Below are 15,465 nucleotides of genomic sequence, written 5' to 3'. Positions count from 1 at the left end.
TCGGCGCAAAATTTAGTTTCCAAGAGAATGATTATGACTTTCGATTTACAAATGATTCCTCAAACCTTCGACATGCTTCATGCCGGATTAACCGCCTCAAGCGTTCTACTGTTACTTGTTGCGGTTTCACGCAAGTCTAAGGTGATTGAGAAAGTGGTTGAAAAGCCCGTTGAGAAAATTGTCGAGATAGAAAAGCCGGTCGAGAAAATCGTCGAAGTTGAAAAAGTCGTTGAAGTCGAAAAGATCGTTGAGAAAGTGGTGGAAGTGGAGTCAAAACTGGCCACGGCGTCAACCGATTCCGCGATGCAGTTGCTTTCATTGTTACAACAAGAAGCGCGTTTAATTGACTTCCTCAAAGAAGACGTCAGTGCGTTTTCTGATGAAGAAGTTGGCGCTGCTGCGCGCGTCATTCATAGCGGCGGGCAAAAAGTACTCACAGAGTACGTGACGCTTGAGCCGATTCGTCAAGAAGAGGAAGAGAGCCGTATTACTGTGGAAGACGGCTTTGATCCGCAAAAGGTTCGTCTAACGGGCAACGTGACCGGCCAAGCGCCGTTCCATGGCACTTTGGTCCACAAAGGCTGGAAAGCCAGCGCGATGACGCTGCCTAAGTTGGCGGATCACTATGATGCGTCGATCATTGCACCAGCAGAGGTGGAGCTGTAATGGAACAGACAACAAACGCACCGACCTTCAGTGTCGGTATTGACTTAGGCACGACTCACTGTGTCATGTCGTTTGTTGATACGCGCATCGAAGACGCGCGTGTCGAGGTGATGGCCATTCCACAATTGACTGCCCCGGGCACGGTAGAATCCCATACTCAACTGGGTTCGTTTCTCTATCAGCCCCATGAGCATGAGATGAACCCTGCTGCGCGCGTTCTTCCTTGGTCTTCAGAACCTAAAGCCTTGGTTGGTGCTATTGCTCGTAACCTCGGTGCCAAAACCCCGATTCGCTTAGTGGCCAGTGCCAAATCTTGGCTTTGTCACGGCGGCGTAAACCGTCGCGACGCGTTTTTGCCCGCAGGTAGCCCGGAAGAGGTCGAGAAGGTCTCGCCTTTGCGTGCGACTGAGCTCTACCTTGAGCACCTCAAAGCGGCGTGGAACCATCGCCATCCTCAGTACCCGCTAGAAGAGCAAGACGTAACCTTAACGGTGCCCGCCTCGTTTGACCCTGCCGCGCGCGATTTAACGGCGGAAGCGGCGCGTCATGTGGGCCTCACACACCTCACACTGCTTGAGGAGCCTCAAGCGGCGCTCTACAACTGGATAGACAACAGCCAAGACGCTTGGCGTGATGAAGTCGAAGTCGGTGATGTGGTTCTGGTGGTCGATATTGGCGGCGGTACCACGGATTTGTCTCTGGTTGAAGTGACCGAAGAAGAGGGTAACCTCGCGCTAAACCGCATCGCGGTGGGCGAGCATATCCTCCTCGGCGGTGACAACATGGATCTGGCCCTCGCCTATCGATTAAAGATGAAACTTGCCCAAGAAGGCAAAGAGCTGCAACCTTGGCAAGTTCAAGCCATGACTCACGCCTGTCGTGATGCGAAAGAAGCGTTGCTCAACGATGCGGATCTGGCGAGCATGCCGATTGTCGTGCCGAGTCGAGGCTCAAAACTATTGGGCGCGACACTCAAAACAGAACTCACTCAGCAAGAAGTGCAGCAAACACTGGTGGATGGCTTCTTCCCGCAAGTAGGGATTGATGAGCACCCGGTTCAACGTGCGCGCGGCGCATTGACCCAAATGGGTCTGCCGTACGCCCAAGATGCGGGTATCACTCGTCACATTGCGGCTTTTCTCGTCAAACAAGCAGGCGCACAAAGTGGCCAACATGAGTCAGAGAGTGCCATGCCATTTGCTGGTATTCCGGGTATGGACCCTGCTCCACTCAGCTTTATCAAACCTACGGCGCTGCTGTTCAACGGTGGCGTATTGAAGTCGCCTCTTTTGGCAGAACGTCTTGAGAGCACACTCAATAATTGGCTCACTGAGGCCAATGCCCCTGCGGCCAAGCGATTGACTGGTGTCGACCTTGATCTGGCGGTTGCCAGCGGCGCAGCCTACTATGGCGCGGTGCGTCGTGGTCAAGGCGTGCGTATTCGCGGTGGTATCGCCTCAAGCTTTTATGTCGGTATCGAAAGTGCCATGCCAGCTATCCCAGGGATGGCACCGCCGATGGAAGCACTGTGTGTGGCACCTTTTGGTATGGAAGAAGGCTCAAGCGTGGATGTACCTAGCCAAGCCTTTGGTTTGATCATTGGCCAGCCGGTCAACTTCCAGTTCTTCGGTTCTACCGTGCGTCGAGACGATCTGGCCGGTACTCACCTTGACCATTGGGGGCCCGATGAGCTCGAAGAGCTACCGGAGATTCAGGTCACGCTGCCCGTCTCTGAAGGTCGTAGAGAAGGCGAAGTGGTGCCCGTCACCCTCTCTTCACGGGTCACTGAGCTCGGTACTTTGTACCTTGAAGCCATTGCCAATGATAACGGCCAAAAATGGCACGTTGAATTTGACGTACGCGAAGAATAATCCCATAACGGCATCCCTTGGATGCCGTTTTTACTCTGATTTCAACCTATCTGCACATTGAAAAGGTTTTCAACATGACCACGGCTCGTTATTTAGTGGGTATCGATCTTGGCACCACCAATACTGTGGTGGCGTATTGTGAGATCACCGCGGATCTCAACGCCTCCCCAGTGGCGCTGTTCGATATAGACCAGTTGATTGGTCCCGGTGAGGTGGTGCGTAAACCGTTGCTGCCCTCTTTTCGCTATCATCCTGCGAAGGGGCAGATTGGCGAGCGCGATTTGACGTTGCCATGGGAACATCAGCCAGTCTCTGGCGATATGGATCAGGTCATTATTGGCGAATGGGCGCGTGAGCTTGGCGCGAAAGTGGAAGGTCGCCAAGTGGCCAGCGCTAAAAGCTGGCTCTCTCATCAAGGCGTCGACCGCCGCTCTGACATATTACCTTGGGCGGGCGCCAGTGACGTCACCAAAGTGTCCCCCTTAATTGCCAGCGCCAGTTACCTCAATCATATACGTCAAGCTTGGAATCACCGCCATCCGAGTGACCCGCTTGAAGCGCAAGATGTGGTGATCACCGTACCGGCTTCCTTTGATGAAACTGCGCGGAAATTGACTCTCGAAGCCGCCGAACTCGCAGGGTTAGACAAGGTGGTACTCCTCGAAGAGCCGCAAGCGGTCTGCTATGACTGGTATGCACGTCATAAAGAAAACGCCGCCGACGCGCTATCGAACGTACCTTTGATTCTCGTCTGTGATGTCGGTGGTGGCACCACGGATTTGAGTTTAATCTCCGCACAAGTCAGTGACGACCATGCGCTGACATTAAACCGCATTGGTGTGGGCGAGCACTTGATGCTCGGCGGAGATAACCTCGATCTCGCCCTAGCCCATTTGGCGGAGCAGCGTCTAAACAGCGGTAAAAAACTCAATGCGGCGTCGCTGTCCAAATTAATTCAGCAGACGCGCAGCGCCAAAGAGCAGTTGCTGAGTCGCCAAGCGCCCAATGATGTCAAAATCACCATGCTAGGCAGTGGCTCTAAGCTGCTTGGCGGCACTAAAAGTGTGGCGCTTGGCAAAGATGAAGTACACCAAATTGCGCTGGAAGGTTTTTTTCCACTCAGTGACATCAACGAGGGCCCAGACAAACGCCGCAGCGCTGTCGTCGAGTTCGGCCTGCCCTATGTTTCCGATCCTGCAGTGAGTAAACATGTCGCCGCTTTCTTGCAGCAACATCAAAGTGTCGCTCTTGACGCACTCAAGCACACATCCAGCACAGCACCAGACAACACGCCGGTCGTCCCGGTTGGCTTGCTACTCAATGGCGGTGTTTTTAACAGTGAACTTATCAGCGAACGATTAGAGACTCTGCTTAGCCAATGGCGAGGCGAGCCTGTCCGACTGCTGGACAACCCACACCCCGATTGGGCAGTGGCGCTGGGCGCCGTGGCATTTGGTAAAGCGCGCCGCGGTGCACAACTTAAGATCGGCGGCGGAGTCGCACGTTCCTATTTCCTCCATTTACCAGACAAACAACGTTTGGGCCATGCACTGTGCTTATTGGCCAAGGGCTCAGAGGAAGGCCAGGAAATCCGACTCACAGGACGTCGCTTTTCCCTGACTCTTGGCGAGCCGGTACGCTTCAATCTTCTGACTTCAACCCATGATCGCATTCGCGACGATCAAGCGTTGCAAAATGGAGTGATGGTTGACGTTGACCCTGACAAGCTTTCGCCTTTGCCTCCTTATGTCGTGACACTGGACAGTCAAGGGGCACAGTTGCACGCCAATCAAAAAGAGCGGGTCGAAGTTCAACTGGCGTGCCAACTGACCGAAGTCGGTACATTGAAGATGGAGTGTGTGAGCGTCGCAGACGAGCAGCAACGGTGGGCAGTGGAATTTGAAGTTCGTCATCAAAAAGAAGAACAGAAATCACACAGCCTGCACCCGAACTTACCGCACTGCCAAGCACTGATCAGCAAACTCTACAGCGCGAATAAAAAAAGTGCGGAGGAGGTGGACATTCGCACCTTGAGTAAATCCCTTGAACGTCAACTGGGCAAACGCGATGAGTGGGACTTCACCACGCTTCGGCAGCTGTTTGACACCTTGGCTCAAGGAAGAAAGCGTCGCCGCCGCTCAGAAACACACGAGAAACAGTGGTTACGTTTGGCTGGCTATACGCTACGCCCCGGCTTTGGCGATGTCACCGATGATTGGCGGATCGAGCAAGTGTGGGGGCTCTACTCGCAAGCGATTCAATTTAAAAATCACCAAGGCTGGACGGATTGGTGGGTGTTCTGGCGCCGAGTGGCTGGCGGACTCAATCAAGAGCAGCAAGAGCAACTGCTCGCCGATATTGCTAAGTACCTGCATCCCGGTGCGATGAAAAACCCGCAATCGGCCAAAACCGCGCAAGAGATGGGGTATGAGTCGATGGTGAGACTGGCCGCCTCTTTGGAACATTTAGAGGTGGAAGATAAGACGCTGCTGGCCAGCTGGTTTTTAAGCAAAGCGCTCAATCAGAGCCAATTCAACGATGCCCACTGGTGGGCGCTTGGCCGCCTTGCTTCTCGTACTCCGCTCTATGGCAGTGCGCACAATGTGATTGCTCGGGAGCAGATTCAACAATGGCTGCCCACCTTGCTTGACCAGCCGTGGCAACAAGACCGCATGGTGGCCTTTGCAGCCGTGATGATGTGCCGTAAAACCGGCGATCGCCAGATCGACATCTCAGACGAATTTCGCGCCGAGGTCGTCGCGAAACTCAAACAAAGTAAGCTGCCTGAAGCTTGGATAACCCTGGTTGAGCACGTTAGCGAACTGTCAGACACGGAGTCAAAACGCGTGTTTGGTGACGCACTGCCGCACGGGTTAACGCTGATTAAATCGTGATCGCTGAGCGTCATTGGCCCAGCGCTAAACACAAGGAATCATGGTATGACGATTGAAAAATTCACCCACATTGAGGCGCGAGCAGCAGCGCGAAAAGGCGGCATCGCGCAGTTGGAATCTCTGCTCTCTGACCCGCTTTCTCGTGACGAAATCGCCGCGATACCCAACGATCGTTGGCTTTCCGCCTTTAGCATGAAGGTGTTTCAAAGTGGCATCAGTTGGAAAGTCGTGCGCAACAAGTGGCCAAACTTTGAAGAGGTCTTCTTTGGGTTCAACATAGAACGGCTATTGATGCTAGGTGATGAGCATTGGGATGCCAAGTCTGAGGATGCGCGTATCATTCGCCATCACGCGAAAGTGAAATCGATACAAGCCAACGCACAAATGATCTACGAGGCTTCATTACAACACGGATCGTTTGGTCAGATGGTCGCGCAGTGGCCAAGTGAGCGTATCACCGAGCTTTGGGGTTATCTAAAAACTCATGGACAGCGTCTAGGCGGCAACACTGGTCCTTACACCCTGCGCCAAATGGGGGTCGACACCTTCATTCTCTCCAGCGATGTAGAAGCCTATTTGCGCCAATGCAAAATCATTGAAGGTGGCAAAGACACTAAGCGCTCGTTACAGGCCGCCAGTGACGCATTCACTCAATGGCAGCAAGAGAGCGGACGCAGCCTCACACAAATCAGTCAGATCATCGCATTCAGCACCGGCGACAACCGAATTTAATCTCAATTTGGTTCGTAATTTGAGACGTGCCAGTTTTATGACATATGCACTCTGGCACTCATCTTATAATTCAAAGAGATAGACCTCATCGACAAGTTGGCACTCTCTATGCTTCGTCTCTACTAGTTCTAGACAAGGTTGAGTGAGGCATAGCCACACTGTGACCAGAGTGAAAAACGAGGTCTGTTATGGAACATCATCGCCACACCTATTATCGCTTAATCCACCACGGTATTAAGACCCTAGTTCAAGACCGATTCGGCCACTACAGCGAACTCGAATATCACGAGTACCTTAATGTGATGACCGGTAAATCGAGCTGCTTTGCCATGAGTGACGAGGAGTTGCTGTTTACGGTTGAGAGCCTGCGCGAAGAGGGCTATTTAGAGGACTTCAAACGACAGCTACCCCACTGAGTTGTTTCAGATTGTCACTAAGCCCTATGTCCGACGCTTGAATTTGGTTAGACTTAGGGCAATTTTACCCAATCATAGAATTTAGATATGAAACAATTGCTCGACTTCATTCCGCTGATCATCTTTTTCGCGCTGTATAAAATGGTCGACATCTACGCTGCCACCGGCGCTTTGATAGTCGCGACCGCTATCCAGATTGCCATTACTTATTTCGTCTACAAAAAAGTCGAGAAAATGCAGTTGATCACCTTTGTGATGGTTGCGGTATTCGGCGGCATGACCATCTTCCTGCACGATGACAATTTTATTAAGTGGAAGGTGACGATTGTCTACGCCGTTTTCGCGATTGGACTCGCGGTGAGCCACGCCATGGGCAAATCGGCGATCAAAGGCATGCTTGGTAAAGAGATCACTCTGCCTGACAGTGTGTGGGCTAAAGTCACATGGGCTTGGGTTGGCTTCTTTACGTTCTGCGCCGCACTCAATATCTACGTCGCCTATGAGCTGCCGCTTGATGTCTGGGTTAACTTCAAGGTGTTCGGCCTTTTGGCGGCCACCTTTGGCTTTACGCTGCTTACAGGCGTCTACATCTACAAACAAATGCCTAAAGATGAGTCAAACACCAGCAACTCATAAGCTGACTTCACAGCGCAAAGTTTGCTAAACTGTTGACTTTCCAATTTAACAGCGGCCTCCCCGGTCGCTGTTTTGTTTGTCGATGTCCACAAAATATGAACAACACCTACAATGCCCCAAAGGGCCAACTACTCCTAAGAACGTTAGCTATGCCAGCCGACACCAACGCCAACGGTGATATTTTTGGCGGTTGGATCATGTCTCAACTCGACCTTGCTGGTGGGATCCTAGCAAAAGAGATTTCCAGTGGCCGAATTGTGACAGTCTCGGTCTCTAGCATTACCTTTAAAAAGCCCGTCCGCGTCGGTGACGTGGTCTGCTGCTACGGCGAATGTAAAAAGATTGGCCGCAGTTCGATGAGCATTGATTTGCAAGTGTGGGTCAAGCCCGTCAAAGAGCACGGCGTTGAAGACAGATACATGGTCTGTGATGCCACATTCAACTATGTAGCGATTGATAGCGAAGGGCGACCTCGTGCAATAGAGCGATGATTCGCTTCACAAATTGTTAGTGTCGGCGCGTCGTTTTCGCCACACTTAAGGTACATTAATTCCCTATTCCACACGATAAGGATTTTGACTATGTGGTACGTCATTTTTTCTCAAGACGTTGAAGATTCACTCGAAAAACGCTTAAGTGTCCGTCCTGCGCATTTAGAACGCTTGCAAGCGCTGCAAGACGAAGGCCGACTGTTAACCGCCGGCCCTATGCCTGCCATCGATTCAGAGAATCCAGGTGAAGCTGGCTTTACAGGTTCAACCGTCATCGCCGAATTTGACAGTTTAGAGCAAGCGCAATCCTGGGCGGATGCCGACCCTTACGTTACCGCTGGGGTCTATCAGTCTGTTATCGTTAAACCCTTTAAAAAAGTGTTTTAGTGGTCATGGCTATCCTGCGCCGCTCGGCGGCTTTGCTCGGGCTAATGGTAATGACGCTCGCGGGCTGTTCATCCAATGCGGAAAAGCAACGTAACCTCGAATTGCTTGCAGAGAACCGCGCGAGCGTGCTCTCTGCCGAACTACCACTTGAGGCGGGGCCACTCTCCATCTTGCGAGCAAGCGCAAGTGGGACGACGATTGAAATCATGATGGTCTACAATACGGATGCTCGAGGCGCAAAACCCGCTTCACAACTGCTCAACCAAAGTATCAATGTCTACTGCACTAACCCAGACACCAAAGCCAATATGGAAGTCGGACTGAGTTATCGCATCAAGATTCGTAATACTCGCGGTCAGTTAATGATCGATGAATTGATTACGTCGCAGCGTTGCCAATCCTAACAACAACGCCTATCCAACGCCTTGCTTATCGCAAGGCGTTTTTGATTGCCCCTCACCCAAAAGTTGATTGCGTTAAGCAAAATAAATTATGAACTTTTTATTTCAATCACGGAGACTCAAGCGAGAAACAGAAGGCTAACTATTCCCGATGGTTACCTCATGATGTCTCTCTTTTGACCCACTCTAAAACACATTTTTTTTGAGAAATTTCCTCGATTCATCCCTTCGGCGAATTGACGTTTTTTTAACCAGTAACTAATTTTTCATATTAGTGTCATAACCGTGGAGGATCGCCCAAATGAAACGTGCTAGTAACTCGTACCGTCTGCAACTGATTAAAGAAGTCGCAACTCGGCAAGAACGCTTACACAGCGGCGATCCCATGGTGAACCATATCCAGCACATGTTAGATGCAAAACCCAAAGCCGATGCCTCCCCTGAGACAAATCGACGCTTTATCGGCTGTCATTTTGACGAACATGCTGGTGGTTGGGTGAGTGACCAGTGGGGACTAAAATAACGATTGTTGCGGATCGACAGGAGGCTCAGGTGGTGATGCGTCTGAGCCCTGTTTCTTGATTTTTCGCAGGTAGCGCTGACGGCAGAGCTTGATCACATGCAACTGCTGAGCGGGCGACATCGACAACCAGTTGAAACGTTCCTCACGCTTTCTCATGCACCCCTGACAATAGCCACGTTCGTCCACGGTACACACACCAACGCAAGGACTGGGGACTTGAAAAAACTCGAGCTGCTCCATAGTACGCCTTAATTCACTCTGTCCGCTGCAACTTGGCTTGTTGATCGCAAAGATAGTGAACAACCGCCGCTAAACTATGACTCACTTCTGACATTAACCGCTTGGTTTGCATTATACTTTCGCCAAGCACCGTCGCGTTTTGCGACATGTTTGATTTTTGGAGTTGATATCATGAAGCTTAGTCTAAAAACGCTATTTGCCGCAACCGCACTGCCCTTCGTCGTGACAGCGTGTGCAAGCAGTCAAGACGCCCCTACCCCAATCACAACGCAAGATCTTCAGCACCACAACTGGGAACTGCTCGCTATCGACGGTCAAGCCATCAGCCTTGAAGAAGGTGAATCTACACCGCGTCTTGAAATCGGTGAGAAAATGACAGCGAACGGCCATGCTGGATGTAACAACTTCTTTGGTCAAGGTGAGTTAAAAAACAACCAGTTCCGCATTGAAAAAATGGGGATGACAATGAAGATGTGTGGTGATGACGCCATGCAAGTTGAGCAAGCCTTCTCACAAACACTGTCGGATTGGAGTGAAATGACTCTCACCAACCAAGGACTGGAGTTAAAAGGGGCTGCGCATACGCTCACATTCAAGCTCAATGACTGGAAAAACTGACCGAGTGTCGGTCTAGACATCGTTTGAACAGCAGATACATGAACGCCCCTCCAATTAGGAGGGGCGTTTTGTTTGGCTAATGTCTGAAACTGACTGCTATCCGCTCTTCAAGGCATCATGCGCTAACGGCAACTCTCCAACAGTTGCTGTTTGCGCGGCTCTTGAATGAGTTTCCAATGAATGCCGTCGATAGCGCCAGCAAACTTCCACAGCAGTTTAACATCCACATCGCTGCCGTACGCTTTCTTCACTTTGGCGTAGACCGTCGGCGCGCCGAGCTTGACGAAAGTATCCACATCATCGATGCCGGCTTTTTTCACCATTCGCTCCAACGTCAATTGCATGTTGGGCAAATCACGCAAGCGTTTATTGGTGGGAGACAATCTCAATTTTCTTGCCGCCAGCGCACCGTCGAGTGAACGATGAATTAATCGGTCAAGCTGAGGGTGCTCGCTCTCGAACAATCCAGTGATGTCGTAATAATTGACCGTCGCGGTGGTTTGCTTTTTCACATGAACGTATTTTTCACAGCCCAATGACATGAGACGTTGGTCAAGTGATGAACCACCACGCAAATAGATGGTGTTATCGCTGATCAGCACGAACATGGCGTCATCTTTAAACAGCCCTACGCCGCCAAACATTGCACGCTTATAGTAGTCGCCAAACTTAGCGATATATTGAATGAACAATTGCTCTGTCATATCCATTGATCCTTAATCTAAAAACCCCGATTAGTAGTGATCACCAGATAGCAGCAGAAGAAAGCGAAAAAAGGAGTGTCAATCAAACGTTAGAGCTATATTTGTATTTGTTTGACTCACGACACTTAATCAGATGATAGTTAACGACGCAAAATAAGTCCGTGCCCAGTTCACATTTTTTAAATGTAACTAGGCGCATAATCGGTTTTGGGGTGGTCAAAAGCTATTCAGAGTGAGGGCAACATCGCTTTTTGTGCAAGATCACTGCGCAGCGAAAACAAACCGCGCTCCCAGTTCAATAGAAAAACGCAGTTCAGCAATTGCTAATCCAGACGCATCAACGGTAAACTGTGACGAGCGAACAAAAATAATGACAACGTATGAACCACTTATCTTTCTATTGGCTTCCAGAAAATAAAGAGCTCCTCATTCAAGGGATTGAATCTGAGTTTTCTGAGATGATCGAAAAAGCGATCAAATCGCGCAAAATTGCTCTGCCTCCGATCCCAGACGTTGTGCTCAAAATTCAGAAGCTCTGTACGTCAGACACCACAACGGTACTCAATATCGCCGACGCACTACTCGAAGACCCAGGCCTTGCCGCTGTGGTTATCCGCGTGGCCAACTCTGTGATCTTTAATCGGCGTAACATCACGTGCACCGATATTGTTACCGCCGTGTCACGTTTAGGGATATTTCGCGTTCGCGATATTGTCACTGCACAAGCCATTGAACAACTCAAGCACAACGTCAACCTAAGTAAAAACTGTAAGCGCATGTTGGTCAATAGCGCCGCCAACTCCCGTGAATTAGCCGCGACTATGGTCATGGTCGTTAAAGGCTTTCAGGAATCAGGCGAAAACTACTACGCCCACTTAGAGAGCGACAAAGCACTTCTGGCCGGTTTGCTTGCAGACATTGGCCTGTTCTGCATCGTAAATGAGTACCATCACTACCTTGAGCAAGGCAACTACCTTAACGAGCAGATCGCATTTCAGATTTTCGACAACCAGTGCGCCAATGCCAGTAAATTGGTGCTCGAGACTTGGGGGTTTGACAACGACTTCCTCGAAGTCTCAGCTAATCATAAAATCGCTCAAGTGACTCATGCCGTGAGTTATCTCGATGTAGCGAGAATGGCCAATCATATATTAATGTTCCGCAGGCAAGATGAAAACCTAGATGAACATGTGGTCGAATTTGATATTACCGGCGCAGATATACTGTACAAGTTGACTAATATGAGTGATAGTGAGTTCAATACTCAAATAGGCGAATTGATGAACGCCAGCGGCTTATAAAGTTCAACACAGGAAGTACCATGTTCTCAGGGATGTTGTTTATTTTTACCCCACTTTTTGTGGGGTATTTCATTTCTATTTCTAATCCTGCTCGACTGCAAACCATTAATACCACTACGTCCAATCTGATTTACGTCATATTAAGTCTGATGGGGCTGAGCTTAGCAGCGCTGGATAATTTGGGAACCAATCTACAAATTATCCTGAAATTCACTGCGGTCTTTTTTTGTAGCCTGAGCGCCGCTAATCTTTGCGTGTTGCCATTGATCGATAAACTGATGCCACTAAAAACAGACAGCGCATCGCATAAAGTGCCGCTGCTGCAAATGGCGCTCGAATCCGCAAAGTTGATCCTTGTAGTGGGGGGTGGACTATTAGTTGGATTAGTGGTGTCGATGGATCTCAGCTGGGTGGATACCGCAAGCGAGTGGATCCTCTTTTTGCTGCTGTTTTTTATTGGCATTCAACTGCGCAATAGCGGCTTGACCCTGCGCCAAATCCTGTTGAACAAGCACGGCATGTTGATCGCTTGTGCCATCATCTCCAGCTCTATGGTGGGCGGTCTGATTGCCGCTTGGATTCTCGAGATTGATTGGTATCGAGGTCTCGCTATGGCGTCTGGCTTTGGCTGGTACTCTTTAGCCGGCATCTTGATGGGGGACGCCTTTGGCCCTATCTACGGCGGCGCGTCCTTTATGATTGAGTTGCTGCGAGAATTGATTGCATTGGTGCTGATCCCCCTCTTTATTCGTACTAAACCTTGTACGGCAATCGGCTACGCGGGTGCAACGGCGATGGACTTCACCTTGCCAGTCATCCAAACCACCGGCGGCGTGCGCTGCGTGCCTGTAGCTATTGTCAGTGGCTTTATTCTTAGCCTATTAGTCCCGGTCATGATGCTGTTCTTTGTCTCACTTGCAGGTTAGATCGCAGGAATGCCAGAAACAATCCACTATATTGTCCCTTTGCTTCGTCCATCCGAGTGAAGGAAACCCGTTCGGCACCTAATGATGACGATGCCGAGATGAAAGGCCAATCAAAGAAGTTGGCCCAAAGAATACGTCTTTAAAGGAATGCTTATGAAACGCACCATTGTCGCCCTCGCACTCGCTGCTACCTCCCATTTCGCGTTGGCAGCAGACAACGCTTGCCTAGAAAAAAAATACGACGCTTATATCGATGCGTCTTTGCATTGGTATGAAGATTTGTCTCAGCTTACCTCAGAGCAATACCCAGAGTTGACCGAAGTCAGTGAGTGGTTCCTACAAGGGCGCCAGCATCACTTTGAGCTTAATCGCGCTGCGGTGAAATACTATCTAGAGCATGACGCCTCAAAAGTGGCGACTGCGCAGCCAGTAGAAGCGTGGTTGCAGCTTGATCAAAAAGACATCAAGGTACTGACCTCGCGCAGTGACGAGCTAGGCCAATTAGCGAGCGTGACGTTTAATGATCGCCAAGCCAAGCCGCACGAGAAAAACTACGAGCTACGCTCTGCGTTTGCCGATTTACTGAGCCACCCAACCAAAATTGATGCAGCGCTCAAGCGCTACAATCAATCGATTCAAGCGCTTGAATCGATTGATTGTCAGTAAACCGAATCTCGTCTGTACTCACTCGTTAACATTCACGCTATTACTGGCATCTGTGACTGAGTGATGCAAACTGAGATCCATCAATTAAAACGGGACTTTGTGCCCGTTTTCGTTTAGATTGTCGCGCTTGCAACAAAAAATATTAGAGCAATGTAGCTGTATGGTATCGGAACACAAAACGGCAGATGTGAGTTTCGAAAGCTTACTTCGAATCTTTACAGTACCTGAAGGGCCAGACTCAACACTCACCAAGATAGAAGAGGAACTATCGCGAAACTTGAACAAGTTTTTGCGAGAGCACATCGTTGCGGAAGAAAAACCTCTACTCGACATAGAGAAAGACTTCTCCAACGCCTCTATCCCAGAGCAACCTGAGTTTGTCTCAGACCACACACAGCATTTGCTCGACACGCTCGTCTCTCAATCTGTTCATACATCAGCACCGAGCTTTATTGGTCATATGACCTCTGCTCTGCCCTATTTCCTGATGCCACTCTCCAAGATCATGATTGCACTCAATCAGAACTTGGTCAAAATCGAGACGTCCAAAGCATTTACGCCCCTTGAGAGGCAAGTGCTCGGCATGCTCCATCGCCTGATTTACCATCGCAGTGACGACTTTTATGCGACTTGGATGCACAGCGCAAACCACTCTCTAGGAGCGTTTTGCTCGGGCGGCACCGTCGCGAACATCACCGCGCTGTGGGTGGCGAGAAACAATGCGCTACGCCCTGACGGTGCCTTCACTGGCGTCGAAAAAGAAGGCCTATTTAAAGCCATGAAGCACTATGGCTATGAAGGGCTCGCAATTTTGGTTTCTGAACGAGGCCACTACTCGTTGAAAAAAGCGGCGGATGTCCTCGGGATTGGTCAAGATGGTTTGGTCTCGGTGAAGACTGGGCCGGATAACAAGATCTGCCCACAAGATTTGAAACATCAAATTGCTGAGCTCAAAGCTAAACGCATCAAGCCATTTGCCGTTGTCGGCGTTGCAGGCACCACAGAAACGGGCAATATCGATCCTCTACGTGAAGTGGCGCTGATCTGCCAAGAAGAAGGCTGTCATTTCCATGTCGATGCCGCTTGGGGCGGTGCAACATTGATGTCGAACAACCATCGTCACCTACTCGATGGTATTGAGTTGGCCGACTCAGTCACCATAGATGCACATAAACAGCTCTACATTCCAATGGGCGCGGGCATGGTGCTGTTTAAGCAGCCAGATGCGATGAAATCCATCGAGCACCACGCACAGTACATACTGCGCAAGGGCTCCAAAGATCTCGGTAGCCATACATTAGAAGGTTCACGCTCAGGTATGGCCATGCTCGTTTATGCGGCTATGCATATTATCAGCCGTCCCGGTTATGAACTGCTGATCGATCAAAGCATCGAGAAAGCGAAATTCTTTGCGGACTTAATTCAGCAGCAACGTGATTTCGAATTAGTCTCTGAACCTGAGCTGTGCTTACTCACCTACCGTTATCTACCTGAGAAGGTGCGCGCGGCGCTAGAACAAGCCAATGACGCTCAAACCCATGAGCTGAATAATTTGCTTAACGAGCTCACTAAGTTTATCCAGAAGCGCCAGCGTGAAACCGGCAAATCCTTCGTTTCACGAACACGACTCAATCCTGAGCGTTGGAATCGTGAGCACACCATCGTATTTCGTGTGGTTCTGGCGAACCCGCTCACGCATTGTGATATTCTGAAATCCGTGTTGGAAGAGCAGCGTCATATCGCAACACAAGCGCCAAACTTAATGGCGCAAATCGATGCCCTTGCCGAAAACATTCTCACCAGATGAAATTTTCTTTCTGAAAAGCTGTAATTCATTTATCAACACCCGATCGAAAATGCGATTTTTGGTCGGGGTTTAAGCGTATTTCCGTAGTTTAAACAAAATTTAGTTTGAGGCTTGTCATATTCTCATCATTTGTATGACGGAAACACTGCCTTAAACGTTCGGCTTAGGTTTATACTGAGCTTATGG

The 15,465-nt window shown here is 49.9% G+C and carries 17 protein-coding genes; 15 read left to right on the top strand and 2 right to left on the bottom strand.

Annotated elements, in window-relative coordinates:
- Positions 1 to 33 precede the first annotated feature (33 nt).
- The 10 genes from AC6R03_RS05295 (at position 34) to AC6R03_RS05250 (ending at position 9,017) form a co-directional block, all read left to right on the top strand.
- Positions 34 to 666, top strand: a complete 633-nt coding sequence (locus AC6R03_RS05295; protein WP_500630384.1) for a DUF2760 domain-containing protein — start codon at positions 34 to 36, stop codon at positions 664 to 666.
- Complete coding sequence (locus AC6R03_RS05290) at positions 666 to 2,537, top strand: Hsp70 family protein (protein ID WP_500630383.1); 1,872 nt, start codon at positions 666 to 668, stop codon at positions 2,535 to 2,537. The genes AC6R03_RS05295 and AC6R03_RS05290 overlap by 1 nt, the downstream gene beginning before the upstream one ends.
- A gap of 74 nt (positions 2,538 to 2,611) precedes the next feature.
- The gene (locus AC6R03_RS05285) at positions 2,612 to 5,431 is read left to right on the top strand and encodes an Hsp70 family protein (RefSeq protein WP_500630382.1); all 2,820 of its coding nucleotides are present in this window, start codon (positions 2,612 to 2,614) and stop codon (positions 5,429 to 5,431) included.
- Between the two features lie 45 nt (positions 5,432 to 5,476).
- Entirely contained in the window at positions 5,477 to 6,163 is a 687-nt protein-coding gene (locus tag AC6R03_RS05280; protein ID WP_500630381.1) for a DNA-3-methyladenine glycosylase I, read from the top strand.
- Positions 6,164 to 6,351: 188 nt separating this feature from the next.
- A complete protein-coding gene (locus AC6R03_RS05275; protein ID WP_334552463.1) occupies positions 6,352 to 6,579 on the top strand; it encodes a hypothetical protein in 228 nt (75 codons plus the stop codon).
- 87 nt (positions 6,580 to 6,666) lie between these two features.
- Complete coding sequence (locus tag AC6R03_RS05270) at positions 6,667 to 7,215, top strand: septation protein A (RefSeq protein ID WP_487901170.1); 549 nt, start codon at positions 6,667 to 6,669, stop codon at positions 7,213 to 7,215.
- Positions 7,216 to 7,310: 95 nt separating this feature from the next.
- On the top strand, positions 7,311 to 7,706 hold the full coding sequence (yciA, locus tag AC6R03_RS05265; protein ID WP_334552465.1) for an acyl-CoA thioester hydrolase YciA: 396 nt from the start codon (positions 7,311 to 7,313) through the stop codon (positions 7,704 to 7,706).
- A gap of 90 nt (positions 7,707 to 7,796) precedes the next feature.
- Positions 7,797 to 8,093 (top strand): YciI family protein, encoded by a 297-nt coding sequence (locus tag AC6R03_RS05260; RefSeq protein ID WP_500628535.1) that lies wholly within the window; start codon positions 7,797 to 7,799, stop codon positions 8,091 to 8,093.
- 5 nt (positions 8,094 to 8,098) lie between these two features.
- The gene (locus tag AC6R03_RS05255) at positions 8,099 to 8,497 is read left to right on the top strand and encodes a GspS/AspS pilotin family protein (RefSeq protein WP_487901245.1); all 399 of its coding nucleotides are present in this window, start codon (positions 8,099 to 8,101) and stop codon (positions 8,495 to 8,497) included.
- A gap of 298 nt (positions 8,498 to 8,795) precedes the next feature.
- Entirely contained in the window at positions 8,796 to 9,017 is a 222-nt protein-coding gene (locus AC6R03_RS05250) for a hypothetical protein (RefSeq protein WP_500626149.1), read from the top strand.
- Here the strand turns inward: AC6R03_RS05250 and AC6R03_RS05245 are convergent.
- On the bottom strand, positions 9,009 to 9,257 hold the full coding sequence (locus tag AC6R03_RS05245; RefSeq protein ID WP_500628533.1) for a DUF1289 domain-containing protein: 249 nt from the start codon (positions 9,255 to 9,257) through the stop codon (positions 9,009 to 9,011). The genes AC6R03_RS05250 and AC6R03_RS05245 overlap by 9 nt on opposite strands.
- Before the next feature lie 171 nt (positions 9,258 to 9,428).
- Between AC6R03_RS05245 and AC6R03_RS05240 the strand changes: the two genes are divergently transcribed.
- Positions 9,429 to 9,875, top strand: a complete 447-nt coding sequence (locus AC6R03_RS05240) for an META domain-containing protein (protein WP_500630380.1) — start codon at positions 9,429 to 9,431, stop codon at positions 9,873 to 9,875.
- A 122-nt stretch (positions 9,876 to 9,997) separates the two neighbouring features.
- Here AC6R03_RS05240 and AC6R03_RS05235 read toward each other — a convergent pair whose 3' ends face one another.
- Positions 9,998 to 10,585, bottom strand: coding sequence for a TfoX/Sxy family DNA transformation protein (locus AC6R03_RS05235; protein WP_487901165.1), 588 nt, complete (start codon positions 10,583 to 10,585; stop codon positions 9,998 to 10,000).
- Positions 10,586 to 10,959: 374 nt separating this feature from the next.
- Here AC6R03_RS05235 and AC6R03_RS05230 point away from each other — a divergent pair, with 374 nt between their 5' ends.
- The 4 genes from AC6R03_RS05230 to panP all read left to right on the top strand — a co-directional run bounded on the left by AC6R03_RS05230 (position 10,960) and on the right by panP (position 15,279).
- Positions 10,960 to 11,880 (top strand): HDOD domain-containing protein, encoded by a 921-nt coding sequence (locus tag AC6R03_RS05230; RefSeq protein ID WP_500626146.1) that lies wholly within the window; start codon positions 10,960 to 10,962, stop codon positions 11,878 to 11,880.
- A gap of 20 nt (positions 11,881 to 11,900) precedes the next feature.
- Positions 11,901 to 12,806: a LysO family transporter gene (locus AC6R03_RS05225; protein WP_500630379.1), complete on the top strand. Its 906-nt coding sequence runs from the start codon at positions 11,901 to 11,903 to the stop codon at positions 12,804 to 12,806.
- A gap of 153 nt (positions 12,807 to 12,959) precedes the next feature.
- Entirely contained in the window at positions 12,960 to 13,472 is a 513-nt protein-coding gene (locus AC6R03_RS05220; protein WP_334552474.1) for a hypothetical protein, read from the top strand.
- A gap of 160 nt (positions 13,473 to 13,632) precedes the next feature.
- Positions 13,633 to 15,279 carry a pyridoxal-dependent aspartate 1-decarboxylase PanP gene (panP, locus tag AC6R03_RS05215; protein ID WP_500653642.1) on the top strand — a complete coding sequence of 549 codons (1,647 nt, stop codon included), beginning with the start codon at positions 13,633 to 13,635 and terminating at the stop codon, positions 15,277 to 15,279.
- The last annotated feature ends 186 nt before the right edge of the window (positions 15,280 to 15,465 follow it).

Source organism: Vibrio sp. R10-SG-ISO4, from assembly GCF_059834135.1.
The sequence above is the reverse complement of the archived record's forward strand: the minus strand, read 5'-3'. Positions and strand labels throughout refer to the sequence as shown.